The organism is Azospirillum sp. TSH64 (genome assembly GCF_003116035.1).
Classification (GTDB): domain Bacteria; phylum Pseudomonadota; class Alphaproteobacteria; order Azospirillales; family Azospirillaceae; genus Azospirillum.
Genome location: NZ_LGQW01000015.1, coordinates 2803056 through 2825794, shown reverse-complemented (window position 1 = coordinate 2825794; position 22739 = coordinate 2803056). Strand labels below are relative to the sequence as shown.

At 67.2% G+C, this 22739-nt stretch carries 22 protein-coding genes; 9 read left to right on the top strand and 13 right to left on the bottom strand.

All coding sequences use genetic code 11. From position 1 onward, the window contains the following. On the top strand, window positions 1-505 hold a 505-nt coding region (locus TSH64_RS35640; RefSeq protein WP_199237558.1), incomplete at its 5' end, for a hypothetical protein. A 266-nt stretch (window positions 506-771) separates the two neighbouring features. Here TSH64_RS35640 and TSH64_RS14345 read toward each other — a convergent pair. Continuing rightward, window positions 772-1377 carry a GNAT family N-acetyltransferase gene (locus TSH64_RS14345; RefSeq protein ID WP_247872938.1) on the bottom strand — a complete coding sequence of 202 codons (606 nt, stop codon included), beginning with the start codon at window positions 1375-1377 and terminating at the stop codon, window positions 772-774. Window positions 1378-1678: 301 nt separating this feature from the next. Between TSH64_RS14345 and TSH64_RS14340 the strand changes: the two genes are divergently transcribed. From TSH64_RS14340 to glyS, 4 genes are all read left to right on the top strand, one after another. Further along, a complete protein-coding gene (locus TSH64_RS14340; RefSeq protein WP_109445826.1) occupies window positions 1679-2128 on the top strand; it encodes a hypothetical protein in 450 nt (149 codons plus the stop codon). A gap of 132 nt (window positions 2129-2260) precedes the next feature. After that, the gene (locus TSH64_RS14335) at window positions 2261-2560 is read left to right on the top strand and encodes a hypothetical protein (RefSeq protein WP_247873374.1); all 300 of its coding nucleotides are present in this window, start codon (window positions 2261-2263) and stop codon (window positions 2558-2560) included. A 143-nt stretch (window positions 2561-2703) separates the two neighbouring features. Next, window positions 2704-3600: a glycine--tRNA ligase subunit alpha gene (locus tag TSH64_RS14330; RefSeq protein ID WP_109445824.1), complete on the top strand. Its 897-nt coding sequence runs from the start codon at window positions 2704-2706 to the stop codon at window positions 3598-3600. 4 nt (window positions 3601-3604) lie between these two features. After that, window positions 3605-5692, top strand: a complete 2088-nt coding sequence (gene glyS, locus TSH64_RS14325) for a glycine--tRNA ligase subunit beta (protein ID WP_109445822.1) — start codon at window positions 3605-3607, stop codon at window positions 5690-5692. Window positions 5693-5723: 31 nt separating this feature from the next. Here glyS and TSH64_RS14320 read toward each other — a convergent pair whose 3' ends face one another. Both TSH64_RS14320 and TSH64_RS14315 read right to left on the bottom strand, forming a co-directional pair. Further along, a complete protein-coding gene (locus TSH64_RS14320; protein WP_109452662.1) occupies window positions 5724-6362 on the bottom strand; it encodes a chemotaxis protein in 639 nt (212 codons plus the stop codon). A 5-nt stretch (window positions 6363-6367) separates the two neighbouring features. Next, window positions 6368-6727: a response regulator gene (locus tag TSH64_RS14315; RefSeq protein WP_109445820.1), complete on the bottom strand. Its 360-nt coding sequence runs from the start codon at window positions 6725-6727 to the stop codon at window positions 6368-6370. Between the two features lie 128 nt (window positions 6728-6855). On the opposite strand from TSH64_RS14315, the gene TSH64_RS14310 reads away from it, so the two are divergent. The 3 genes from TSH64_RS14310 to TSH64_RS14300 all read left to right on the top strand — a co-directional run bounded on the left by TSH64_RS14310 (window position 6856) and on the right by TSH64_RS14300 (window position 8728). After that, window positions 6856-7356, top strand: a complete 501-nt coding sequence (locus tag TSH64_RS14310; RefSeq protein WP_109445818.1) for a putative toxin-antitoxin system toxin component, PIN family — start codon at window positions 6856-6858, stop codon at window positions 7354-7356. A 133-nt stretch (window positions 7357-7489) separates the two neighbouring features. Beyond that, a complete protein-coding gene (locus TSH64_RS14305; RefSeq protein WP_109445816.1) occupies window positions 7490-7948 on the top strand; it encodes a hypothetical protein in 459 nt (152 codons plus the stop codon). Between the two features lie 294 nt (window positions 7949-8242). Then, window positions 8243-8728, top strand: a complete 486-nt coding sequence (locus TSH64_RS14300; RefSeq protein ID WP_244592742.1) for a DedA family protein — start codon at window positions 8243-8245, stop codon at window positions 8726-8728. Between the two features lie 86 nt (window positions 8729-8814). Here TSH64_RS14300 and TSH64_RS14295 read toward each other — a convergent pair whose 3' ends face one another. The 10 genes from TSH64_RS14295 to gltX form a co-directional block, all read right to left on the bottom strand. Continuing rightward, complete coding sequence (locus tag TSH64_RS14295) at window positions 8815-10035, bottom strand: HD domain-containing phosphohydrolase (protein WP_282188106.1); 1221 nt, start codon at window positions 10033-10035, stop codon at window positions 8815-8817. 123 nt (window positions 10036-10158) lie between these two features. After that, window positions 10159-11394 (bottom strand): SLC13 family permease, encoded by a 1236-nt coding sequence (locus TSH64_RS14290; protein ID WP_109445814.1) that lies wholly within the window; start codon window positions 11392-11394, stop codon window positions 10159-10161. A 22-nt stretch (window positions 11395-11416) separates the two neighbouring features. Further along, window positions 11417-12241 carry an MBL fold metallo-hydrolase gene (locus TSH64_RS14285; RefSeq protein WP_109445812.1) on the bottom strand — a complete coding sequence of 275 codons (825 nt, stop codon included), beginning with the start codon at window positions 12239-12241 and terminating at the stop codon, window positions 11417-11419. Window positions 12242-12459: 218 nt separating this feature from the next. Next, window positions 12460-14685: a phosphoribosylformylglycinamidine synthase subunit PurL gene (gene purL, locus TSH64_RS14280; protein ID WP_109445810.1), complete on the bottom strand. Its 2226-nt coding sequence runs from the start codon at window positions 14683-14685 to the stop codon at window positions 12460-12462. Next, entirely contained in the window at window positions 14682-15371 is a 690-nt protein-coding gene (gene purQ, locus TSH64_RS14275) for a phosphoribosylformylglycinamidine synthase subunit PurQ (protein ID WP_098739252.1), read from the bottom strand. Before purQ ends, purL begins: the two co-directional genes overlap by 4 nt. A gap of 112 nt (window positions 15372-15483) precedes the next feature. Then, window positions 15484-16710: an ammonium transporter gene (locus TSH64_RS14270; RefSeq protein ID WP_109445808.1), complete on the bottom strand. Its 1227-nt coding sequence runs from the start codon at window positions 16708-16710 to the stop codon at window positions 15484-15486. A 214-nt stretch (window positions 16711-16924) separates the two neighbouring features. After that, window positions 16925-18295, bottom strand: a complete 1371-nt coding sequence (locus TSH64_RS14265) for a metallopeptidase TldD-related protein (protein WP_109445806.1) — start codon at window positions 18293-18295, stop codon at window positions 16925-16927. A 120-nt stretch (window positions 18296-18415) separates the two neighbouring features. Next, the gene (locus TSH64_RS14260; protein ID WP_109452658.1) at window positions 18416-18847 is read right to left on the bottom strand and encodes a DoxX family protein; all 432 of its coding nucleotides are present in this window, start codon (window positions 18845-18847) and stop codon (window positions 18416-18418) included. Window positions 18848-19021: 174 nt separating this feature from the next. Continuing rightward, window positions 19022-20398: a cysteine--tRNA ligase gene (gene cysS, locus TSH64_RS14255; RefSeq protein WP_109445804.1), complete on the bottom strand. Its 1377-nt coding sequence runs from the start codon at window positions 20396-20398 to the stop codon at window positions 19022-19024. A gap of 28 nt (window positions 20399-20426) precedes the next feature. Next, entirely contained in the window at window positions 20427-21770 is a 1344-nt protein-coding gene (gene gltX, locus TSH64_RS14250) for a glutamate--tRNA ligase (protein WP_109445802.1), read from the bottom strand. A gap of 180 nt (window positions 21771-21950) precedes the next feature. Here gltX and elbB point away from each other — a divergent pair, with 180 nt between their 5' ends. Further along, a complete protein-coding gene (elbB, locus tag TSH64_RS14245; RefSeq protein WP_109445800.1) occupies window positions 21951-22619 on the top strand; it encodes an isoprenoid biosynthesis glyoxalase ElbB in 669 nt (222 codons plus the stop codon). The last annotated feature ends 120 nt before the right edge of the window (window positions 22620-22739 follow it).

Below are 22739 nucleotides of genomic sequence, written 5' to 3'. Positions count from 1 at the left end.
GACCGCCGAGAAGGCCGGGGCCGGAACAGCCGACGCAGACTGCGCGGCAGCCGAGAACGCCGATGCCGGGGCGGCGACCGCCGAGAAGGCCGGAGCCGGGACAGCCGACGCAGACTGCGCAGCGGCGGAGGTCGCCGACGCGGAGGTCGCCGAGGCCGAAGCAGCCGAAGCGGAGGCGGATGCCGACTGCGCGGAGGCGGAGAAGGCGGGCCCCGGAGATGCCGACGCAGAGGTGGCGGAAGCCGACGTGGCCGAGGCGGAGGTCGCAGAGGCCGAAGTGGCGGAGGCGGAGGTCGCAGAGGCCGAAGTGGCAGAAGCGGAGGTGGCGGAAGCCGACGTCGCCGAAGCCGAGGCGGCAGTCGCAATCGACTCGACCGCCACGGCGCTGTCCAGACCGCTCTCTTTGCCGGTCAGGGAGTTGAAGGCGTCGGCAGCGGCGCTGTGGACATGGTCGGGAAGGACACCGCCGAACCCGCTCTGTGCCAGCAGGGCTTGCTTGCCCTGAATATCGAGGGCGTTCAGCTGATTACGGAATTCGCCGTCGGTGGCGAGGCGCTTAATGAGGGCGAGTGCCTGTTCCTTGGCCATTTACGGGCCCCTCCTGCAATCGGTCAGCCAATAGGATTGCTGCGAATGGAATGCAACGGCTAAACCAATAGCATAGGCAATCCGCAAAAATTCTAGTGAAAATGCACAAGAATCGGCGATTGCCGCGGAAATTTTAAGTCCGGCACCGCCGCTCCCGACACCGGCAAGGTAGGTCGCATGGCATTAGAGCAATACGCCCTCCGCAATACGACGCCTTGCGCGCCATTCCTCGCGTGTCTGGTGCCAGACATCCGCCTCCGGCGGGTTGACCGGTTCGGGCAGTAAGGTTGTCCCACGCACCTCCGCCCCCAGTTTGAGCGCCACCGCCTGCGAGGCCGTGTTGCGGGGATGGATGGTGTGAATGACTTCGGTCCAGCCGAGATGGTCGAACACCCAGTCGATGGCTGCGGCAGCGCTCTCGACCGCATAGCCCCGGCCCCAGCGATCCGGCATGATCGCCCAGCCGATCTCCGGCCCCGGCCAGCCATCCGGCACCCACGGCCCAACGCGGCCGACCCAGCGGCCGGTTTCCTTCTCGATGACGGAGAACATGGCGAAGCCCTGGATCGACCACGCACCCGCCATCGACAGGAAACCGCGCCAGGCCACCGGACGCGACTGCACGCCACCGATGAACTCGGTTCCCTCCGGATTTGCCATCATCGCCGCCCAGTCATCGAAATCTTCCGCCCGGGTCGGCCGCAGGATCAGGCGAGCGGTTTCCAGCATCGGTTCATCCCTGGGGACCATCATCGCGCCGCCTCGATCATCAGCAAAAAGCGCAGCCATGCCGCGAGAACCCTCCTACACACCGCCCGAGGGAAAGATCGGGGCGAAAACTTCACAACCGAAGCGTATTTATCGAAACCCGTTCGGCAACGGATACAAGAAACATCATTCACAAGCATCGAACCTGCGTCCAGAGCGAACTGTCGGCACCACCACTGCACAGCATGACCTTGACCGAACACAGTAGGCTTTCTGGGCTAGAGCGACGCCGCTGATCGGATCCCATATAATGGGGCGATGCCCGGCCGTTCCATGCGGCCTGGGCGGACAAAAAGAACAGACACTAGTACGGAGCATAACGATGTCGCGGTTTCGGATGGCGATTCTGGCCCTGGCGGCGGTGAGCGGCGCGACCCTGGCCCTCTCCGGTTTCAGCGGCGGCGCCGCAGCCCAGTCCAAGCTGGATTCCTCGGGCAAGCCCGTTTGGGACGAAAGCCACAATCAGCGTCCGACCGCGGCCAGCGACCGCGCGCTGCCGGCCGGCGTGGTGACCCTGCGCACGGCGACCTCCGCCCCCGGCCTGCTCGGCGTCTATGCCGTGAACGGCCTGCCCTTCGACATCGTGCTGAGCCGGGTCGACGCCACCCAGTGCATCAACATCGTGCCGGAGGATTGCGGACTGCTCGGCACCGACATCCGCGTCGCCACCGGGACGGAGGTTCTGGTGCGCAGCGTGCGGCAGGCCGACATGACCCGCACCTATGGCGTCGTCCCGGTCTACAACTGGCGCCCGGCCGTCGCCGCCAAGTAAGCCTGTCGCTATCGCAGGACCGCCGCACGCTCTCGCGGCGGTCCCGCCACCCCCCACTCCCCCGTCTATTTCCTTGACTTCCCGTCACCTGCGGGCTGAATGCGCGGGAGATCAGACGGGTTGCCGGCGATGATGTCCTTGTCCAAGATTATCCTTCTTGCGCTGGTGATCGGCGCGGTCTGGTTCGGCTGGCGCTGGGTCAACCGCGTGCAGGAGATCGGCCGCGCCCGCAACGCCGCCCGTCGCCAGGACGCCCCCCCTCCGCACGGACGGCGCGACGGCACGGCCGGTGGCGCGTCCGCGCGCAGTACCGGCGCGCCCGTCCCGGCCATGGAGGCGGAGGACATGGAGAAATGCCCGGAATGCGGCGCCTATGTCGCCCCGCGCTCCGCGGTGTCCTGCGGCCGCCCGGCCTGTCCCTACGGCCGCTGACACGGTTGCCGACGGGGCAATCGCCTCCCGCCCTCCCCCGATACGATGCCGCGGCGGCGCGATCTGCCGCGCTGCGGCTTGATTTGACGAAGGCGCCCGCCTATCGTGCGGCGCGTTTTCAACATTTCTATTGTGGACCGTCCATGGCCTCCCAGATCGGGACTTCCGACGGCGGAACTTCCGCCGACCGCCGCGGCCTGTCGTTCCAGGCCCTGATCCTCAAGCTCCACCAGTTCTGGTCGGAGCAGGGTTGCGTCATCCTGCAGCCCTACGACATGGAGGTCGGCGCCGGCACCTTCCACCCCGCCACCACGCTGCGCGCGTTGGGTCCCGATTCCTGGAAGGCGGCCTATGTCCAGCCGTCGCGCCGCCCCAAGGACGGCCGCTATGGCGAGAACCCAAACCGCCTGCAGCATTATTACCAGTACCAGGTCATCATGAAGCCCTCGCCGGCCAACGCGCAGGAGCTTTACCTGGACAGCCTGCGCGCCATCGGCATCGACCCGGCGCTGCACGACATCCGCTTCGTCGAGGACGACTGGGAAAGCCCGACGCTGGGCGCCTGGGGCCTGGGCTGGGAAGTGTGGTGCGACGGCATGGAAGTGACGCAGTACACCTATTTCCAGCAGGTCGGCGGCATCGAATGCGACCCCGTCGCCGTCGAGCTGACCTATGGGCTGGAGCGCCTCGCCATGTATGTGCAAGGCGTGGAGAATGTCTACGACCTGGACTTCAACGGCCAGGGCGTGAAGTACGGCGACGTGTTCAAGCGCGCCGAGATCGAATACTCGAAGCATAATTTCGAGTTCGCCAACACCGACATGCTGCTCCAGCATTTCAAGGACGCCGAGGCCGAATGCCAGGCGCTGGTGGCGCAGAATCTTGCGCTGCCCGCCTATGACCAGTGCATCAAGGCATCGCATCTGTTCAACCTGCTGGACGCCCGCGGCGTGATCAGCGTTGTCGAGCGCGCAGCCTATATCGGCCGCGTGCGCACGCTGGCCAAGGCCTGCTGCGAAGCCTGGACGGGGGCGAAGTAAAAACATGACCGAACTCCTGATCGAATTCTTCTCCGAAGAAATCCCCGCCCGCATGCAGGCGCGGGCCGCCGACGACCTGAAGCGCCTCGTCACCGACAAGCTGGCGGCGAACGGCCTGACCTTCACGGCCGCCGATGCCCATTCCACCCCGCGCCGTCTGGCGCTGGTGGTCGACGGGCTGCCGGAGCGCACCGCCGACGTGCGCGAGGAGAAGAAGGGTCCGCGCGTCGGCTCACCGGAGCAGGCGGTCGCCGGCTTCCTGAAGTCGGCCGGTCTCGACAGCCTCGACCAGTGCGAGCAGCGCGACACCGGCAAGGGCGTGTTCTATTTCGCGGTGGCCGAGAAGAAGGGTCGCGAGACCGCCGAGGTGCTGGCGGAGATCATTCCTGCCGCCATGGCCGAACTGCCCTGGCCGAAGTCGATGCGCTGGGGCACGGGCACCGTGCGCTGGGTCCGCCCGCTGCACTCGATCATCGCCCTGTTCGGCGGACGCGTGCTCGACGGCGGCTATGACATCGGCGGCACCCAGGGCCGCATCGCCTTCGGCAACAGCACCCGCGGCCACCGCTTCCTGGCGCCGGATGCCTTTACGGTGGAGAGCTTCGCCGATTACCGGGAGAAGCTGCGCGCCGCCAAGGTCGTGCTCGGCCGCGAGGAGCGCAAGGCCAAGATCAAGGCCGATGCCGAGGCGTTGGCCACCGCGCAGTGCCTGACCCTGTCGCCCGACGACGCGCTGCTGGAAGAGGTCGCCGGCCTCGTCGAATGGCCGGTCGTGCTGATGGGCAGCATCGACGAGAGCTTCATGGACGTGCCGTCGGAGGTTCTCATCACCTCCATGCGCACCCACCAGAAGTATTTCGCCGTGCTGGACGCCGAGGGCCGGATGGCCCCGCGCTTCATCGTCGTGGCGAACACCGAGACGCTGGACGGCGGCAAGGCCGTGGTTGCCGGCAACGAGCGCGTGCTGCGCGCCCGCCTGTCCGATGCCAAGTTCTTCTGGGACCAAGACCGCAAGACCAAGCTGGAAGCCCGCGTCCCGGCGCTGGAGAAGATCACCTTCCACGCCAAGCTGGGCACGGTGGCCGAGAAGGTCACCCGCGTGCAGCTGCTGGCCGCCGAGATCGCCCGCGCCATCGGCGCCGACAGCGACGCCGCCAGCCGCGCCGCGCTGCTATGCAAGGCCGATCTGGTGACCGAGGTGGTCGGCGAGTTCCCCGAGGTCCAGGGGATCATGGGCCGCTACTACGCGCTCGGCCAGGGCGAGAGCGCCGACGTCGCCAACGCCATCGCCGACCATTACAAGCCGCTGGGTCCGTCGGACAACTGCCCGACCGCGCCGGTTTCGGTTTCGGTGGCGCTCGCGGACAAGATCGACACTCTGGTCGGCTTCTTCGCCATCGACGAGAAGCCGACGGGCTCGAAGGACCCCTACGCGCTGCGCCGTGCCGCGCTGGGCGTGATCCGGCTGGTGCTGGAGAACGGGCTGCGGGTGAAGTTGGGCGAGATCTTCGCGGCGGCCCATGGCGCCTACAAGGTCAGCGGCCTCGCCCCGGCCGGCAGCGTCGGCGGTGACCTGATGTCCTTCTTCGCCGACCGCCTGAAGGTGGTGCTGCGCGAGCAGGGCGTCCGCCACGATCTGGTGGATGCGGTATTCGCGCTCGGTGGCGAGGACGACCTGGTCCGGCTGCTGGCCCGTGTGAAGGCTCTCCAGGCCTTCGTCGGCTCCGACGAGGGTGCCAACTTGGCAGCGGCCTACAAGCGCGCCTCCAACATCGTCCGCATCGAGGAGAAGAAGGACGGTGCGAGCTTCGACCAGCCGGTCGATGCCGACCGTCTGGCCCAGGACGAGGAAAAGGCGCTGTTCGCGGCGCTGAACGAGGCCTCGGCCACCGCCAAGCCGCTGCTTGACGCGGAGGATTTCACCGGCACCATGGCGGCGCTGGCGAAGCTGCGCGGCCCGGTGGACGCCTTCTTCGACAAGGTCACGGTGAACGCGGAGGACAAGGACCTGCGCGCCAACCGCCTGCGCCTGCTGACGCAGATCCGCACGACGCTGAACGCGGTGGCCGACTTCTCGAAGATCGAAGGATGATGCGTTGGGGGGCGTTCACGCCCCCCATTTTTTACAGCCCCGCCAAAGCCCGCCGGATCGCCTCGCGGAAGGCATCGAGCGATGCGATGTCCAGCAGGAACAGCGCGTGGCCGCTGGCATCGCCAGCCGCCAGCGCCATGTCGATGCGCACGAACAGCACCGGATCGGTGCCGGACCCGATGACCGCCGCCGGTGCGCCGGCGCCATAGCCCGGAACCGCCCCCAACAGCTCGCCGCCGATCAGGTTGGACAGGCTGGCGAGGCAGCCGTTCAGGATGATGTTGCCGATCTCGGTCAGCGCGTCCTGCTCCATCTCGCCCGGCGCCTCGGCGGCGGGATCGACGGGGACGAGGCGGCCGACCAGGGCCAGCGTGCCGCGCTCGGGAAAGATCAGCATCGCTTCGCCGGTGAAGGGGCCGGTGAAGGCGCCGCGCACCGCACAGACCGGCTGGTCGCCATCCAACTCGTCGCCGACCTCGCTGGTGATGCGGGCACGGGTCGAGACTGCGAAGGACGGCACTGACAGATGCACCTCCTCCCCCAGCATGGAGCTGAGGGCGGCGGCGGGCTCGCCCATGCCGATGTTGAACAGTTCGGCGATGGCGTCAGCCTCGTCGGCGTCGAGACGGAGCGGGTCTTCCGCCGATGGAACCGATCCGGGCTGTCCCATCGCCATCACTGCCCGGCCGCGGCGAGGAAGTCGCGGATCTTGTCCGAAGTGATCGGCTTGGCGATGAAGCGGACGCCCAGCGCCTCGGCCTTGCGCCTCAGCGTGTCCTGGACGTTGGCGGTCAGCAGCCCAATCGGCAGGCCGACGAAACGCTCCTTCAGCCGTTCGGCGAGAACAAGCCCGTCCATGCCCGGCATGTTGTAATCGACGATGGCAGCGACCGGCGGCGCCTCGCCGACGATCTCCAGCCCCTCCTCGCCGCTCGCCGCGGTGACGATGGTCCAGTCGGGCCGCAAGGAGGCGATAACGCTGGAAACCATGTTGCGCGCAAGTCGGCTGTCGTCGACGACGAGGATGCTGGTCATGCCGATACTTCCGTCCTAAAGAGTCCGTTCACACCTTACCGGCTTATTACCGCAAAGCGTTCCTGCCCACAACAGACGCCTCATATCAGGCCCGACAACTTCAACCGACACAGCCCTGCAATATATCAATGCTCAGTCCCGACAAAGCCGTCCCCGACATGCTTGGCTCCGCCACCCGCTCTCCCGTCCGGGCCGTGCTCGACACCAACATCCTGGTGGCCTATGCGCTGCTGGGACGTGCTGCTGCCCGGCGCCACGATGCGATCCGCCGGTGCGTGGAGCGGGTGCGTGCCGACCGCGGCCTCGTCGGCAGCAGCGAAACGCTGGCGGAACTGCGGGAGGTGCTGATGCGCCCAACCTTCGACCGCTACGCCGCCGCGATCGACCGCCGCGCTTTTCTGGATCGGATCGCCGAGGAGATGACCCTGGTCGCACCGGCCGCGGTCGGTCGGCTGTGCCGCGATCCGGAGGACGACATGTTCCTGGCCGCCGCCGTCGGCGGCTCGGCTCCCTGGCTGGTGACGGTCGACCGTCAGCTCCTGTCGGTGCGCCACGCCGGCACCACGCGCGTGCTGCGGCCCGAGCGATTCCTGGAAGCGGTGGCTGTCCAGGATGCCCTGCAGCCATAGACCGACAGAATCCACTCGACAAACTGACCGCGATTTCTAGAATGAAAAGAGAACACATCGCAAACTGCGAGTGAACGGGATTGGCTGCCGCAGCGCTGGCGGCATCGATGGAGCGCAGGGGGCATCTGCAGCGATGAGCGTCCAACGGCTATTGTTCGACGACCTGCCGGAAAGCGAGCCGGCGCGCAAGCCGCGCCGGGCGCGGGCTTCCGCGACGGGTGCCGCCCCCTCGACCATGGCCGCCCAAGTCGCCGTGGACGTGGTGCGGGAAGCCGCACCGCTGCCCCGGACGGCGGCGATGGCGGCGAGCGTCGCGACCCTGCCGCTCGCCCCCCCGGCCCCGCCGCCTCCCCCGCCGGCCTTCGACCCGGCAGCACTGTCCAACGCGGAATTGCGGGCACTGGTGCAGGCGCTGCCCGATCAGCGGCTGGCCCATCTGCTGATCGAAGCGGCGCGCGAACTGAAGCGCCGCGCCGCCCCCGACTCGGGGGATACCGACTGCGAGGACGGAGAAGGTGCGACGGAGCCGAACCCCGCCCTGCTGCGTGCCGCGCGGCAGGCGGTGGGAGAGCTCTCGGGCGAGGATTTCTGACACGCCAGTCTCACTGCCCCAGTCTCACTGCCGGGTGCGTCCCTTCGTCAATAAAGTTTCCGAGACAAACCACACGGCTTTATGTCATGATCCCTTCCAGCCCACGCTTTACATGCCGCATCGCACAATAAAGCGGTATCAAAGCGCCGCCGGGCACGCCGAACCCACATGCGACGTCTCCCGGAGGGAGCTTTGGACTGGATTTCGTGGTTGCAGGAATGGGGGAACGCCTTTTACCCGATGGCCTTTGTCTGGGCCTTTTTTGAAGGTGAAACATTTGTAATCTTTGGCGGGATGGGCGCCAAGCTCGGTATCGTCAATCTTTACTGGCTGGTCGGGTCGGTGTGGGTCGGCAGTTTCCTGGGCGATCAGGTCTGGTTCTGGCTAGGCCGCCGTTGGGGCAAGAAGGCGCTGGCCCGTTTCCCCTCCGCCGATGCCCACGCCTGCCGGGTGCTGGGCTGGCTGGAGAAGTACGGCGTCGCCTTCATCCTGGTCTTCCGCTTCCTCTACGGCGTCCGCAACATCGCGTCGGTCGCCATCGGCACCTCGGGGATGCCGTGGTCGCGCTTCCTGTTCTGGAACTTCATCGCCGCCGGCATCTGGGCCTGGAGCTTCGCCGGCGCCGGTTACCTGTTCGGTGAGGCCGCCGCCGCCATCGGTGAGGATGGACCGAAGATCCTGCTGCTGACCGGTCTTGCCATCGGCGGTCTGTGGCTCGCGATCAAGAGCATCCGGTGGGTCCGCCGCCGCGCGCTCGCCGCGACCAACCCGGCCGAGTGACTCCCGCGCCTGAGCGCGGTTGAGCCTGAGACAGGGCCGGGGCGGGAGGTCGTTGACCACCCGCCCCGGCCCTCTTTCGTCAGCCCTCAGGCATCCTGCATTTCCTGATCCTTCAGCCGCTCCCAGATATCGCCGAACTCCGCATGGCGGGCGGCGAACAGCGCCAGCAGGCGCGGATCGAAATGGACCTTGGGATTCAGACGGTCGTCACCGTTCAGCAGGATGTCCACCGTCTTCTCATGGCTGAATGACGGCTTGTAGGGCCGGGCGCTGCGCAGCGCGTCATAGCAGTCGGCAATGGCGACAATGCGGGCGGCGAGCGGGATTGCCTCGCCCTTCAGGCCGAACGGATAGCCGGTGCCGGCCCATTGCTCGTGATGGTACAGCGCGATCTCGGCGGCCATCTTCAGCCGGTCCGATGCGACCAGGATGTCGTGGCCATAGACCGGATGGCGCCGCATTTCGGCAAGTTCGCGCTCGTCGAGCCGGCCCCGCTTGTGCAGGACCGCCTGATCGACGCTCATCTTGCCGACATCGTGCAGGGCGGCGGAAAACCGGATCTCCCGGCAGAAAGCGCGGCTGCAGCCGGCCCAGGTCGCCAGCAGGTAAGAGTATTCGTTGACCCTCAGGATGTGGTTGCCGGTGTCCTCGTCATGCACCTCGGCGGCGCGGGCCAGCAGATTGACCGACACCATGAAGGCACGCTCCGTCTCCGCCTGGAGTTCGGCGACACGGCGGCGCTCCTTGGTCAGGGCGCGGTTGCGTTCGGTCAGCCGCTCCAGCGTTGCAGCGCGTTCCAGCGCCCGCCCGACGATGTGATTGACCGGGGCGATCATCTGCTCGTGATCGGGCAGAAAGGCCGGTGGCCCCTCCAGCGGGCGGCGGTTGATCAACTGCACCACGCCGATGGGCCGGTCACGGAACCCCTTCAATGCGAAGGCCATGATGGACCGGGTGCGGAAGCCGGTGCGCTGGTCGAAGGCGGAGTTGAAGCTGTAGGGCCGGTCCGCCGGAATGGCATAGGCATCCGCCAGCAGCAGCGTCTCGCCGGTCGCGGCGACATAGCCGACGATGGAGGCTTGGCTGACCGGCACCGAAAACAGCGTCGGCCTGGCGCGGATCACGTCGTTCTGCACGCTGACAGCATCGAGATGCCGGTGTCGTCCCTGCCCGCGCAGCATGAAGACCGTGCCGGCCTCGGCACCGGTCAGCTCGCGGCATTTGCGCAGCACCCGATCGCTGAGCGATCGCAGCGACTGGTTCGGGGCACTTTCGATAAATTCAAGGAATTGGCCGACCAGACCCACAGCGCTCCCCCACCCCGGCGCACGACAATGGCGCTCCGAACAGAGTACCCCATTTGTCGCACCCGGCAGAAGGGGCTTGCGGTTCCGAAAGTCACGCGCCGATCACAGGTCACAGCCTGTCCGTCACAGCCCCATCCACCCGCCGGCCCACAGCCAGACCGCCGCCACCGCCATCGACAGCAGCGCCATCGGCACGCCGCAGCGCGCATGTTCGACGAACCCCAGCTTGACGCCGGCCGCGGCCGCCCGTTCCGCCACGATGATGTTGGCGAGGCTGCCCGGCAGCAGCAGGTTGCCGGCGAGGGTCGACAGCAGCGCCAGCCCATAGAGCGCCCCTTCCGGCGGCGACGGCCAAGCGGCCAGCAGCAGGATCACCGCCGGAACGTTGCCGATGGTGTTGCTGCCGGCCAGCGACAGCGGCAGCATCACCGCCAGCCGGTCGGGAAGCCATCCGGCCGCGCTCAGGTCGTTGACCAGCGCCGTCGGGATGCCGGTCAGGCCCAGCGCATGGTTGATCGCGAAGAGCGCGCCGAACAGCACCAGAAGGTGCCAGTCGACCATACCCAGCATGTCGCGGCTGGCCATGCGGCGGCTCACCATCATGATGCCGGCGATCAGCAGCACCGCATGCTCCTGCGGGATGTCGCGGGTGAACAGGATCAGCAGAACGAGCGTCGCCGCCACCGCCTTGCCCAACTGCCAGCGGTCGAGCTTCGGCGCCGCCTGCACGACGCCCTCGTGCCCTTCCTGGGGCATGCCGAAACGGCCGCGCCAGACCAGCCAGACGGTCGCATAGGCGATGGCCATGGCGGCCAGCGCCGGTCCGCCGCAGATCGCCAGGAAGCGCCAGAAATCGAGATGCCCGACCTGCCCGATCAGGATGTTCTGCGGGTTGCCGATCATCGTCGCCGCAGATCCTGCGTTGGCGGCGCCCGCCAGCCCGATCAGGTAGGGCCGCGGGTCCAGCTTGCGCGCCTGGAGGCCCAGGCACAGCATCGGCGTCATGGCGAAGACGACCACGTCGTTCGCCAGCACCGCCGACAGCCCGCCGGCGACCAACACGATCACCGCAAGGAGCCGCGCCGGCGACTTCGCCGCCTGCGCCACCTTCAGCGCGCACCAGTCGTAGAAGCCGCTGCCGGCATATTGCGCCGACAGGATCATCAGACCCAGCAGGATGAAGATCGTCGGGAAGTCGATGGCCGACACGGCGGCGGCGGTATCCAGCGCCCCGGTCGCCAGCAACAGGATCGCTGCGACCAGCGCGATGCCGGTGCGGTCGATGCGCAGGCCGGGAAAGCCGCCCAGCGCCATGCCCAGATAGGTGGCGGCGAACAGAATCAGGATGGTTGCGGTCATAATGCCCGATGCACAGGGAATGTCAGTCGAGGGAAATGGTGGTTCCTTCGCGCGCGGCAAAGCAATTTGCGAACTCTGCCTTGGCCGCCGCCTCGATCCGCTCCATCGTCGCGTCGTCGTGGTCGGGATCGTGGTGGAACAGGCCCAGCGTCTTCACATGGGCCGCGCGGGCAATCCGCACCGCTTCCATCCAGGTGGAGTGGCCCCAGCCGATCCGCTGCCGCCATTCCTCATCGGTGTAGGTCGAGTCGTAGAGCAGCAGATCCACCCCGTCGACAAGGTTCAGGATGTTGCGGTCGGGGTGATCCGGCACATGTTCGGTGTCGGTGACATAGGCGACCGACCGTCCCTGATACTCGATCCGGTAGCCGGTGGCGCCGTCGGGATGGTTCAGCGCCGCGGTGTGGATGCGCACCCCGCCCTCCAGCTTGAAGCTGTGGCCGGGCGGCACCTCGAGGAAGCTGAGATCGCCACCCATGGTGCGCAGCGGCACCGGAAACAGCGGCCGCTCCATCTGGCGCGCCATCACCGATTCGATGTCCGGACCGCCGTTGAGATGGCCGGAGATGACGCGAAGACCGAAACCCTTGGTGTAGGCCGGCGCGAAGAAGGGAAAGCCGCTGATGTGGTCGAGATGGGTGTGGCTCAACAGCAGCGTGGCGCCGGTCACCCCTTCGGCCAGAAGCTTGCGCCCCAGCATCCGCAGCCCGGTGCCGGCGTCGATGATGATCCGCTGCTTGCCCGCCTGCACTTCGACGCAGGAGGTGTTGCCACCGAACCCCAGATGCGAGGCCATTGGGCAGGGAATGGTGCCGCGCACGCCCCAAAAGGTGACTGAAAACCCCATTCCCCGCCTCCAGGCGCGCTCATATGCCGATCCGACCCTTTGGAACGGCGAGTTTAACGCGATTTTCCGGTCTGTACACGACAGAGCATGAACGGCGGAAGGCGCCTGCCGCTCCCCAGCCGGAAAAAGAAACGGGGCCGCTTCGCATGAAGCAGCCCCGTCGATCTCGATCAGTCACCTTGATCGGGCTTGGCCGTTTTCCTTACGACCCGGCCGTCTTACAGCTCGGCAGACATGTAGGCCGGCAGCCAGCCTTCGTTCGCCTCGCGCAGACGCTTCAGCGAGACGATCTCGCCGCCGCGGCCCGACAGCGACGTGCCGCGGGTTTCGCCCAGCACGGTGACCGGAACGCCGGCGGCCTTGGCCTTCTCCTGCACCGTCGCGGCGACGTCCGGACGGACGGCCAGGACGTAACGGCCCTGGTCCTCGCCGAACAGCGCGCGGACATGCTGCCCGTCGAAGCCGGTCAGATAGGCGCCGATGCCGCCGGCCAGCGCCATCTCGGCGATGGTGACGATCAGGCCGCCGTCGGCCGCGTCGTGGCTCGACACCACCAGACCCTCGTGGATCAGTCCGCGGACAAAGTCGCCGTTGCGACGCTCAACCGCCAGATCGACCGGCGGGGGTGCCCCCTCCTCGCGGCCGAGGATCTCGCGCAGGAAGATCGACTGGCCGATGTGGCCCTTCGTCTCGCCCACGGCGAGGATCACGTCGCCTTCATTTTTGAAGGCAACGCCCACGGCGATCATCGCGTCCGGCATGATGCCGACGCCGCCGATGGCCGGGGTCGGTAGGATGGCCTCGCCGTTGGTCTCGTTGTAGAGCGAGACGTTGCCCGACACGACCGGGAAGTCCAGCGCCTTGCAGGCCTCGCCGATGCCCTGAACGGCGCCGACGAACTGGCCCATGATCCGCGGCTTCTCGGGGTTGCCGAAGTTCATGTTGTCGGTGATGGCGAGCGGCAGGGCGCCCACCGCCGACAGGTTGCGCCACGCCTCGGCCACGGCCTGTTTGCCGCCCTCGACCGGGTCGGCGAGGCAGTAGCGCGGGGTGCAGTCGGTGGTGATGGCGACCGCCTTGGTCTGGCCCGGCACGCGGACGACCGCGGCGTCGGCCTGACCCGACATGAAGCGGGTGTCGCCGCCGACGAGGCTGTCATACTGCTCCCAGATCCAGCGCTTGGAGGCCAGATCGGGGCAGCCGAACAGCTTGGTCAGCGTGTCGCCCAGTTCCTCGGAATAGCCGTCGAACACGCTGTCGGCGACATCCGAAGCCTTCGGCGTCGGCTCCCACGGACGGTTGTATTCCGGGGCGGCGTTGGACACCGGGGCGATCGGCATGTCGCACCAGGTCTCGCCATACATCTTGATGACGAGGTTGCCGGTGTCGGTCAGGTGACCGATGACGGCGAAGTCCAGCTCCCACTTGTCGAAGATGGCCTTCGCCACCTCCTCGCGGCCGGGCTTCAGGATGATCAGCATGCGCTCCTGGCTTTCGGAGAGCATGATCTCATAGGGCGTCATCGCCTCTTCGCGCATCGGCAGGGTGTCGAGCGTCAGTTCGATGCCCAGGCCGCCCTTGCCGGCCATCTCGACCGACGACGAGGTCAGGCCGGCGGCTCCCATGTCCTGGATGGCGACGATGGCGTCCGTCTCCATCAGCTCCAGGCAGGCCTCGATCAGCAGCTTCTCGGTGAAGGGGTCGCCGACCTGCACGGTCGGGCGCTTCTCCTCCGAGTCCTCGGTGAACTCGGCCGACGCCATGGTGGCGCCGTGGATGCCGTCGCGGCCGGTCTTGGATCCGACATAGACGACCGGGTTGCCGATGCCGGCGGCGGCCGAATAGAAGATCCTGTCGGTCTTGGCGACACCCACGGTCATGGCATTGACCAGGATGTTGCCGTTGAAGGCCGGGTGGAAGTTGGTCTCGCCACCCACGGTCGGCACGCCGACGCAATTGCCGTAATGGGCGATGCCGGCGACCACGCCCGACACCAGATGGCGGGTCTTGGAATGGTCGGGCGAGCCGAAACGCAGCGCGTTCATGTTGGCGATGGGGCGCGCGCCCATGGTGAACACGTCGCGCAGGATGCCGCCGACGCCCGTCGCCGCGCCCTGGAAGGGCTCAATGTAGGACGGGTGGTTGTGGCTTTCCATCTTGAAGATGACGGCGTCGCCGTCGCCGATGTCGACCACGCCGGCATTCTCGCCGGGGCCGCAGATCACCTGCGGGCCGGTGGTCGGCAACGTCTTCAGCCAAACCTTCGACGACTTGTAGGAGCAATGCTCCGACCACATGACCGAGATGATGCCCATCTCGGTGAAGGTCGGGGTGCGGCCCAGGATGTCCAGGGCGTTCTGGTACTCCTCGGCGGACAGGCCGAACTCCTTGGCGAGTTCGACGGTGACCGGACGCTCCTGCGCCCTGGTAGCTTCAGCGCTCACGACAGGGCCTCCACCAGACCTTCGAACATGGGCTTGCCGTCGGTGTTGCCGTGCAGGGCCTCCACCGCGTCCTCGGGGTGCGGCATCAGGCCGAGCACGGTGCGCTTGGCGTTGAAGATGCCGGCGATGTCCGTGACCGAACCGTTGGGATTGCCGCGCGGATCGGCGCGGGCCTCGTCGGCGATGTAGCGGAAGGCCACTTGGCCCTCGCCGTCCAGACGCTTCACCGTTTCGGCGTCGGTCCAATAGTTGCCGTCGCCATGGGCGATCGGGTAACGCACGACCTGACCCTTGGCGTATTTTGCCGTGAAGGGGCTGTCGGTGTTCTCCACCCGCAGATGCTGGACGCGGCAAATGAACTTCAGTCCGCCGTTGCGCATCAGCGCGCCAGGCAGCAGACCGGCCTCGGTGATGATCTGAAAGCCGTTGCAGATGCCGAGCACCCGCACGCCCTGATCGGCCCGCGCCTTCACCTCGCGCATGATCGGCGAATGCGCCGCCATGGCGCCGGAGCGCAGGTAATCGCCATAGGAGAAGCCGCCGGGCACGACGATCAGGTCGACCTTGGGCAGTTCGGTGTCGCGGTGCCAGACCAGATGCGGCTTGGTCCCGCTGACGGCCTCCAGCGCGGCGACGGCGTCGCGTTCGCGGTTGGAGCCGGGGAAAACGACGATGGCGGCCTTCATGGGGCGGTCAAAATCCGGCGTCGTGAGGGGGAGGAGTTCGCGCCGGACACTAAAGCCGCCGCCCCGGCAAAGCAAGAGTCGCCCAAGGGGCGGCGGCGTTGTGCGCGGCGCATTACATGCCGGGCGCGTCCTCCTCCGGGTAGGCGGTGATGTGGTGCAACGACAGGTCGGCGCCCTTGTATTCCTGCTCGGGATCGAGGCGGATGCCGACGGTGACGCGCAGCAGGCCGTAGACCGCCAGACCCGAGGCCAGACCGAAGCCGGCGCCGCCCAGCGTACCGACGATCTGGCTGAGGATGGACACGCCGCCCAGGCCGCCCAATGCCTCCTGCCCGAAGATGCCGGCCAGCAGGCCGCCCGTCAGGCCGCACAGACCGTGCAGCGGCCAGACGCCCAGCACGTCGTCGATCTTCCAGTCGATCTGGCACTTGTTGAAGGCCCAGACGAACAGCAGGCCGGCGATGCCGCCGGTGACCAGCGCGCCCAGCGGATGCATCACGTCGGACCCGGCGCAGACCGCCACCAGACCGGCCAGCGCGCCGTTGTGGACGAAGCCGGGGTCGGTGCGGCTGATCACCAGCGAGGTGACGATGCCGCCGACCATCGCCATCAGCGAGTTCAGCGCTACCAGACCCGTCACGCCGTCCAGCACCTGGGCGCTCATCACGTTGAAGCCGAACCAGCCCACGCACAGCACCCAGGCGCCCAGCGCCAGGAAAGGGATATTCGACGGCGGAATGGCGATCAGCGAGCCGTTGGGCCGGTAACGGCCGCGGCGGTTGCCGAGATTCAGCACTGCACCCAGCGCCACCCAGCCGCCGAAGGCATGCACCACCACCGATCCAGCGAAGTCGTGGAAGGGCTGGCCGAAGGTCGCGGCCATCCAGCTTTGCAGGCCGAAGCGAGTGCCCCAGACCGTGCCTTCCAGCAGAGGGTAGAACAGCGCGATCAGCGCCAGCGTGGCGCCGGCCTGCGGCCAGAACCTGGCGCGCTCGGCGATGCCGCCCGAGACGATGGCCGGCACCGCGGCGGCGAAGGTCGCCAGGAAGAAGAACTTCACGAGGTCGTAGCCATAGGCCGCGAAGCCGCCGCTTCCCTTGCCGACCAGCGTGTGGGCGTCGGCGAAGAAATCGATGCCGTAGGCCACGGCATAGCCGACGAAGAAATAGGCGATGGTCGACATGGCGAAGTCCGACAGGATCTTCACCAGCGCGTTCACCTGATTCTTGCGCCGGACCGTCCCGACCTCCAGCAGGGCGAAGCCGCAATGCATCGCCAGCACCATCACCGCGCCCATCAGCACGAAAAGGACGTCGCCACCCGTCTTTGCCGCATCCATTTGCACAAACCTTCAGCATTTCGCCCAAAAAAGCGGCAGATTGCTAACAGATCAGGCAGATGTGCGCAAGGGCGCGGCTGACGTTTGGACAGGCAGAGTGGCGGAAATGCAGCACAAAAAGCGGGCGAACCCGCTTTGGGTTGCCCGCTGTCTGCGCAAGAACGATGCCAAACGATGAAGAGACGGGCGGAGCTGCCTCCGCCCTAAGCAACGGCTACATACCGGCGATGGTCATGCCGTCGATGCGCACGGTCGGCGCATCCATGCCAAAGCGCAGTTCCAGGTCGTCGGCCGCCTCCATGTTCAGGAACATGTCCTTGAGGTTGCCGGCGATGGTGATCTCGTTGACGGGATAGGTGATCTGGCCGTTCTCGATCCAGAACCCGCCGGCGCCACGGCTGTAATCGCCGGTGACGCCATTGACGCCCATGCCCATCAGGTCGGTGACGTAGAAGCCGTCCTTGATCTCCGCCAGCATGTCGGCGCGGCTGCGCTTGCCGGCAGCCATGTAGACGTTGGCGGGGGCCGGGCCGGGCGGGCCGGAGGTGCCGCGGGCGGCGTGGCCGGTGGTGGTCAGGCCGAGCTGCCGGGCGGAGCGCAGGTCGAGCAGCCAAGTGGTCAGCACGCCGTCCTCGATCAGCGTGCGCCGAGACACTTCGACGCCCTCGGCATCGAAGGGACGGGAGCGCAGGCCGCGCTTCACATGCGGGTCGTCGACGATGGTGATGGAGGACGCGAAGATCTGCTGCCCCATCCTGTCCTTCAGGAAGCTGGTGCCGCGGGCGATGCTGGGGCCGCTGATGGCGCCGGTCAGGTGGCCGAGCAGGCCGCGCGACACCCGCGGGTCGAAGAACACCGGCACCTTGCAGCTCTTCACCCGGCGCGGGTTCAGGCGGCGGACGGCACGCTCGCCGGCCTCGCGGCCGATCTCGGCGGGATCGCGCAGGTCGGCGCCATAGACCTTGCTGTCATAGTCATAGTCGCGCTCCATCCCGGTGCCGGTGCCGGCCAGGACAGAGGCCGACAGCGACTGGCGCGATACGCCATAGCTGCCGGCGAAGCCGTTGGAGGCGGCAATCGCGATGGTCGAGCGGCTCCAGCCGGCATCGCCCCCTTCGGAATTGGTGACGCCCTGGACCGCCAGCGCCGCCTCTTCGGCGATTCGCGCCCGCTCGATCAGCGTTTCCGCCGACGGCTCCTCATCATCGCAGATGTCGAGGTCGGGCCAGCTGCGGGACAGTTGGTCCGGATCGGCGATGCCGGCGAAGCCGTCCTCCGGCACCACGCGGGCCATGGCGATGGCGCGCTCGACCAGTTCGTCCAGCGCCTTGCCGCTGCGGTCGGTGGAGGAGACGATGGCCTGCCGCTTGCCGACGAACACCCTGAGGCCGAGATCGCCGGATTCGGAGCGCTCAAGCTTCTCGGTCTTGCCCAGCCGGTGGGCGAGGGACACGGATGCGCTGTCGAACAGCACGGCATCGGCGGCATCCGCACCGGCGGCACGCGCCTTGGCGATCAGGTCGTCCAGCAAATTCAGGACCCCGGAGGACTCCGTCTTGTGCTGGTCGTTCGGCGAAACGGTCATCAGGCTCTCCGGTTGGTCTCCGTCCTGTCTACCAAATGGGACGGCGACGCGGAACGGGGAAGAGGCAAATTGCCCCCTCCCCGCTCCGCGCCGCCATCGAATACCGGTTTTGGTTGCGGATCAGGCCAGTTCGCGACGGTCGGCCTGGGCGCCCAGCGCCGGAACCTTCAGGGCGAAGGCGCCCTCGCCCAGCAGCGACTGCACCACCAGCAGGACGGTCCAGAAGGCCGGGAACTCCCAACCGCCACCCTGCGCATTGAACACCCAGCCATTGCCGACATGCTGGAGCGTCGCTCCGATCATGATCGGCAGAAGGGCGAGCGCGATCCAGCGGGTGTAGGCGCCGGCAATCAGCAGCAACCCGCCGCCGATCTCGCCCAGTATCACGAGATAGGCGAAGACGCCGGGATAACCGATGCTCTCGAAATAACCGACGGTGCCGGGAATGGTGAAGGTCAGCACCTTCAGCACAAGGCCGTGGGCCAGGAACAGCAGGCCGAGGCCGACACGCAGCAGGAAGGCGGCATAGGGGGCGGTGCGAGTGTCGATCATGGTCAGGGTCTCCTCGATCAGGTGGGCCAGATGGGCCGCGTTTTGTCTGAGGAGAAGATTAGGCCGGATCGGCACGCGGGATAATCCGCAGATTTGGCGAAGGTTTGTTGCTCCCTTGGAAACAATGCCGGACAGCCCGCCCTTTCCTGCAGCGGAAAAGGGCGGATCTGCGCATTATCCCCGCTTCCAGGTCGTACCCTGCGGACCGTCTTCGAGGACGATGCCCTTGTCGGCCAGTTCCTTGCGGATGCGGTCGGCCTCGGCGAAGTTCTTCGCCGCGCGGGCGGACTTGCGGTCGACGATCAACTGCTCGACCTCGGCGTCGCTCAGCCCTTCGCCCCCACCGGTCGGCGCCCAGCGGAACCATGCCTCCGGCTCCTGCTGCAACAGGCCGAGCTGTTGTCCGGCTGCCAGCAGCGCGCCCTTCGCCGCGGCCTTCTCGGCATCGCTCTTCGCCTTGTTCACCGCGGTCGCCAGCTCGTGCAGATGCGCGATGGCGAGCGGACTGTTCAGGTCGTCCTCCAGTGCCGCCAGAACGTCGAAGGGCAGCTCGGCCGGAATCGCCGCCGGCTCGCCGCGCAGCGCCTGATACCAGCGGTCGAGCGCTCCCTTGGCCTGCCGGATGCCCTCGCGGGTGAAATCCAGCGGCTGGCGGTAATGCGCGCTCAGCAGGGTCAGGCGGATCGCCTCGCCTGGGAACTCGTCCAGAAGATCGTGGACGGTGAAGAAGTTGCCGAGCGACTTCGACATCTTCTCGCCTTCGACCGTCACGAAGCCGTTGTGGACCCAGGTGCGGGCCAGCCGGTCGGTGCCGTTGGCGCAGCAGCTCTGCGCGATCTCGTTCTCATGGTGCGGGAAGATCAGGTCCAGACCGCCGCCATGGATGTCGAAGGTCGCGCCGAGATGCTCCTTCGCCATGGCGGAGCATTCGATGTGCCAGCCCGGACGGCCGCGGCCCCAGGGGCTGTCCCAGCCGGGCTGGTCGGGGCTGCTGGGCTTCCACAGCACGAAGTCGGAGGCATCGCGCTTGTAGGGCGCCACCTCGACCCGCGCGCCGGCGATCATGTCCTCGAGCGAGCGGCGGGACAGCTGGCCATAGCTCGGCATCGACGGCACGGAGAACAGCACATGCCCTTCCGCGGCATAGGCGTTGCCGCGCTCGATCAGCGTAGCGATCAGCGCGATCATCTGGCCGATATGCTGGGTCGCCCGCGGCTCGATGGTCGGGCGCAGCGCGTTCAGCTCGTCCATGTCGGCATGGAACAGATCGGTGGTGCGGGCGGTCAGCGCGTCGATCGGTTCGCCGCTGTCCCGCGCCCGGTCGATGATCTTGTCGTCCACATCGGTGATGTTGCGGACATAGGTCACCGCCGGATAGAGCCGCGACAGCAGCCGGAACAGCAGGTCGAACACCACCACCGGCCGGGCGTTGCCGATATGGGCCGTGTCGTAGACGGTCGGACCACAGACATACATGCCGACATGGTCCGGGCGAAGCGGCTCGAAGCGCTCCTTACGGCGGGTCAGCGTGTTGTAGAGGTCCAACGGCACGGTCCGAACTCCCAGAAAATATAGTGTTTCAGGCGGTTTCGCCGGCCAAGCGCCGGAGGCTGCGCGCCCGTCCGATCAGGGGTAGCAGGTTCTTCAATTCCGGTCCATGGTCGCGCCCGGTCAGCGCGCGGCGCAGAGGAAGGAAGAGATCCTTGCCCTTGCGGCCCGTCGCCCCCTTCACCGCATTGGTCCAGGCGCCCCAGGTGCCGAGGTCCCACGGCCCGTCGGGCAGCAGCGCCGCCGCCTGGGCCAGGAAAGCGGCATCCTCCACCAGCGGCGTCACCGGCGCATGGGTCACCGCCCACCAGTCCTGCGCGTCGCCCAGCCGCGCCAGATTTGGCCGCACCGCGTCCCAGAAAGCGGCGTCGGCGCCGGTCAGGCCCAGCGCCTCCAGCCGGGCGGCCACCGCCTCGAACGGCGTCAGGTGCAGGATGCGGGCGTTCAGCCGGCCCAACTCCTCGGGGTCGAACTTCGGCGTGCCGCGGGCGATCTTCGACAGGTCGAACTCCGCCACCAGCTCGTCCAGCGTCAGCCGCGCCTCGATGGGGTCGGAGGTGCCGAGCTTCGCCAGCAGGCTGTTGACCGCCATCGGCTCGATGCCGTCCTCGTCGCGCAGGCTGCCGACCGACAGGCTGCCCAGCCGCTTCGACAGCCCCTGCCCGCCGGCATCGGTCAGCAGCGGCAGATGGGCGAAGGTCGGAACAGCCGCACCGAGCGCTTCAAAAATCTGGATCTGCACCGCGGTGTTGGCGACATGGTCCTCGCCGCGGATGATGTGGGTGATGGCGAAGTCGGCGTCATCGACCACGCTGGTCAGGGTGTAGAGCGGCCGGCCATCCTCGCGGATCAGCACCGGATCGCTCAGCGACGTGCCCTCGAACCGCACAGGCCCGCGGACGAGGTCGGTCCATTCCACCGGAGTCGGGGTCAGCTTGAAGCGCCAATGGGCCTTGCGCCCCTCCCCTTCCAGCCGGGCGCGGTCCCCGTCGGTCAGGCGGAGTGCCGCACGGTCGTAGATCGGCGGACGGCCCTGCGACACCAGACTGGCGCGCTTGAGGTTCAGTTCCTCCGGCGTCTCGTAGCAGGGATAGAGCCGGCCGGCGGCCTTCAGTGCGGCTGCCGCCTCGTCATAGCGCGGATAGCGGTCGCTTTCGCGGGCGAAACGATCCCAGGTCAGGCCCAGCCAAGTGAGGTCAGCCGCGATGGCGTCGGCGAATTCCTGGGTGGAGCGCTCCTCGTCGGTGTCGTCAAGCCGGAACATGAAGCTTCCGCCGGTCTTGCGCGCAAACAGCCAGTTGACGAGGGCAAGCCGCACATTGCCGACATGGATGCGGCCGGTCGGGCTGGGGGCGAAACGGACGGCGGTGGACATGGCAGGACTCGGGTTGCAGACGGGACAGGCGGGCAGTCCTAGCACGGTCGGCGCGCCTTCCGAAAGCGGTCCGCGACCGATGCATCCGCGCAACAGGTCGGGCATTGCATCGGTTGCCACGGTAGGCGCGGGAAACGGGCTGCGTTAGCTTGGCGGCAAATCCAATCTCGGAGACATCCTATGGCGGACAAGAGCTTGCGCATCGGCGTCGTGCTGTCGGGCTGCGGCGTGTATGACGGCACGGAAATCCACGAGGCGGTCTGCACCCTGCTGGCCATCGCCCGGGTGGGGGCGGTCGCCGTATGCTACGCTCCCGACATTCCGCAGGCCCATGTCGTCAACCATTTGACCGGCCAGGAGACCGGCGAGAGCCGCAACGTGCGGGTCGAGTCGGCCCGCATCGCCCGCGGCAAGATCACCGCGCTCAGCGAGTTCTCGGCCGGCGACGTCGATGCGCTGATCTTCCCCGGCGGATTCGGTGCCGCCAAGAATCTCAGCGACTTCGCCTTCAAGGGGGCCGACTGCTCGGTCAACCCGCAGGTGGTGGCCGCCGTCGCCGCCATGCGCGCGGCCGGCAAGCCGATCGGCGCGCTGTGCATCGCGCCGGCCATCCTCGCCAAGATCCTGGGCCAGCAGGGGGTGGAACTGACCGTCGGCAACGATCCCGGCACCGTCGCCGCCCTGGAAGCGATGGGGGCGGTCCATCGCACCACCACCCATGGCGAAATCGTGGTCGATCCGGGGCTGAAGGTGGTCACCTCCCCCTGCTACATGCTGGACGCCACACTGGCCCAGATCGCCGAGGGGGCGGAAAATACCGTCAAGGCTCTGGTCGATCTGGTGAAGTAACGAAGACGAGTTCACGACGAAGGGGGTAGCGATACCTCCTTTGTCACGGCCAATGTCACAAAGCTGGGCAATAATTCATTAACCGCCTTCCCACACCCTTTGCCTCGGTTTCTTTTTATC

Coding starts and splice junctions, on each gene's coding strand:
- TSH64_RS14345 (WP_247872938.1), bottom strand. CDS start 1,377: ATGGCTGCGCTTTTTGCTGATGATCGAGGCGGCGCGATGATGGTCCCC.
- TSH64_RS14340 (WP_109445826.1), top strand. CDS start 1,679: ATGTCGCGGTTTCGGATGGCGATTCTGGCCCTGGCGGCGGTGAGCGGC.
- TSH64_RS14335 (WP_247873374.1), top strand. CDS start 2,261: ATGTCCTTGTCCAAGATTATCCTTCTTGCGCTGGTGATCGGCGCGGTC.
- TSH64_RS14330 (WP_109445824.1), top strand. CDS start 2,704: ATGGCCTCCCAGATCGGGACTTCCGACGGCGGAACTTCCGCCGACCGC.
- glyS (WP_109445822.1), top strand. CDS start 3,605: ATGACCGAACTCCTGATCGAATTCTTCTCCGAAGAAATCCCCGCCCGC.
- TSH64_RS14320 (WP_109452662.1), bottom strand. CDS start 6,362: ATGGGACAGCCCGGATCGGTTCCATCGGCGGAAGACCCGCTCCGTCTC.
- TSH64_RS14315 (WP_109445820.1), bottom strand. CDS start 6,727: ATGACCAGCATCCTCGTCGTCGACGACAGCCGACTTGCGCGCAACATG.
- TSH64_RS14310 (WP_109445818.1), top strand. CDS start 6,856: ATGCTCAGTCCCGACAAAGCCGTCCCCGACATGCTTGGCTCCGCCACC.
- TSH64_RS14305 (WP_109445816.1), top strand. CDS start 7,490: ATGAGCGTCCAACGGCTATTGTTCGACGACCTGCCGGAAAGCGAGCCG.
- TSH64_RS14300 (WP_244592742.1), top strand. CDS start 8,243: ATGGGCGCCAAGCTCGGTATCGTCAATCTTTACTGGCTGGTCGGGTCG.
- TSH64_RS14290 (WP_109445814.1), bottom strand. CDS start 11,394: ATGACCGCAACCATCCTGATTCTGTTCGCCGCCACCTATCTGGGCATG.
- TSH64_RS14285 (WP_109445812.1), bottom strand. CDS start 12,241: ATGGGGTTTTCAGTCACCTTTTGGGGCGTGCGCGGCACCATTCCCTGC.
- purQ (WP_098739252.1), bottom strand. CDS start 15,371: ATGAAGGCCGCCATCGTCGTTTTCCCCGGCTCCAACCGCGAACGCGAC.
- TSH64_RS14270 (WP_109445808.1), bottom strand. CDS start 16,710: ATGGATGCGGCAAAGACGGGTGGCGACGTCCTTTTCGTGCTGATGGGC.
- TSH64_RS14265 (WP_109445806.1), bottom strand. CDS start 18,295: ATGACCGTTTCGCCGAACGACCAGCACAAGACGGAGTCCTCCGGGGTC.
- TSH64_RS14260 (WP_109452658.1), bottom strand. CDS start 18,847: ATGATCGACACTCGCACCGCCCCCTATGCCGCCTTCCTGCTGCGTGTC.
- gltX (WP_109445802.1), bottom strand. CDS start 21,770: ATGTCCACCGCCGTCCGTTTCGCCCCCAGCCCGACCGGCCGCATCCAT.
- elbB (WP_109445800.1), top strand. CDS start 21,951: ATGGCGGACAAGAGCTTGCGCATCGGCGTCGTGCTGTCGGGCTGCGGC.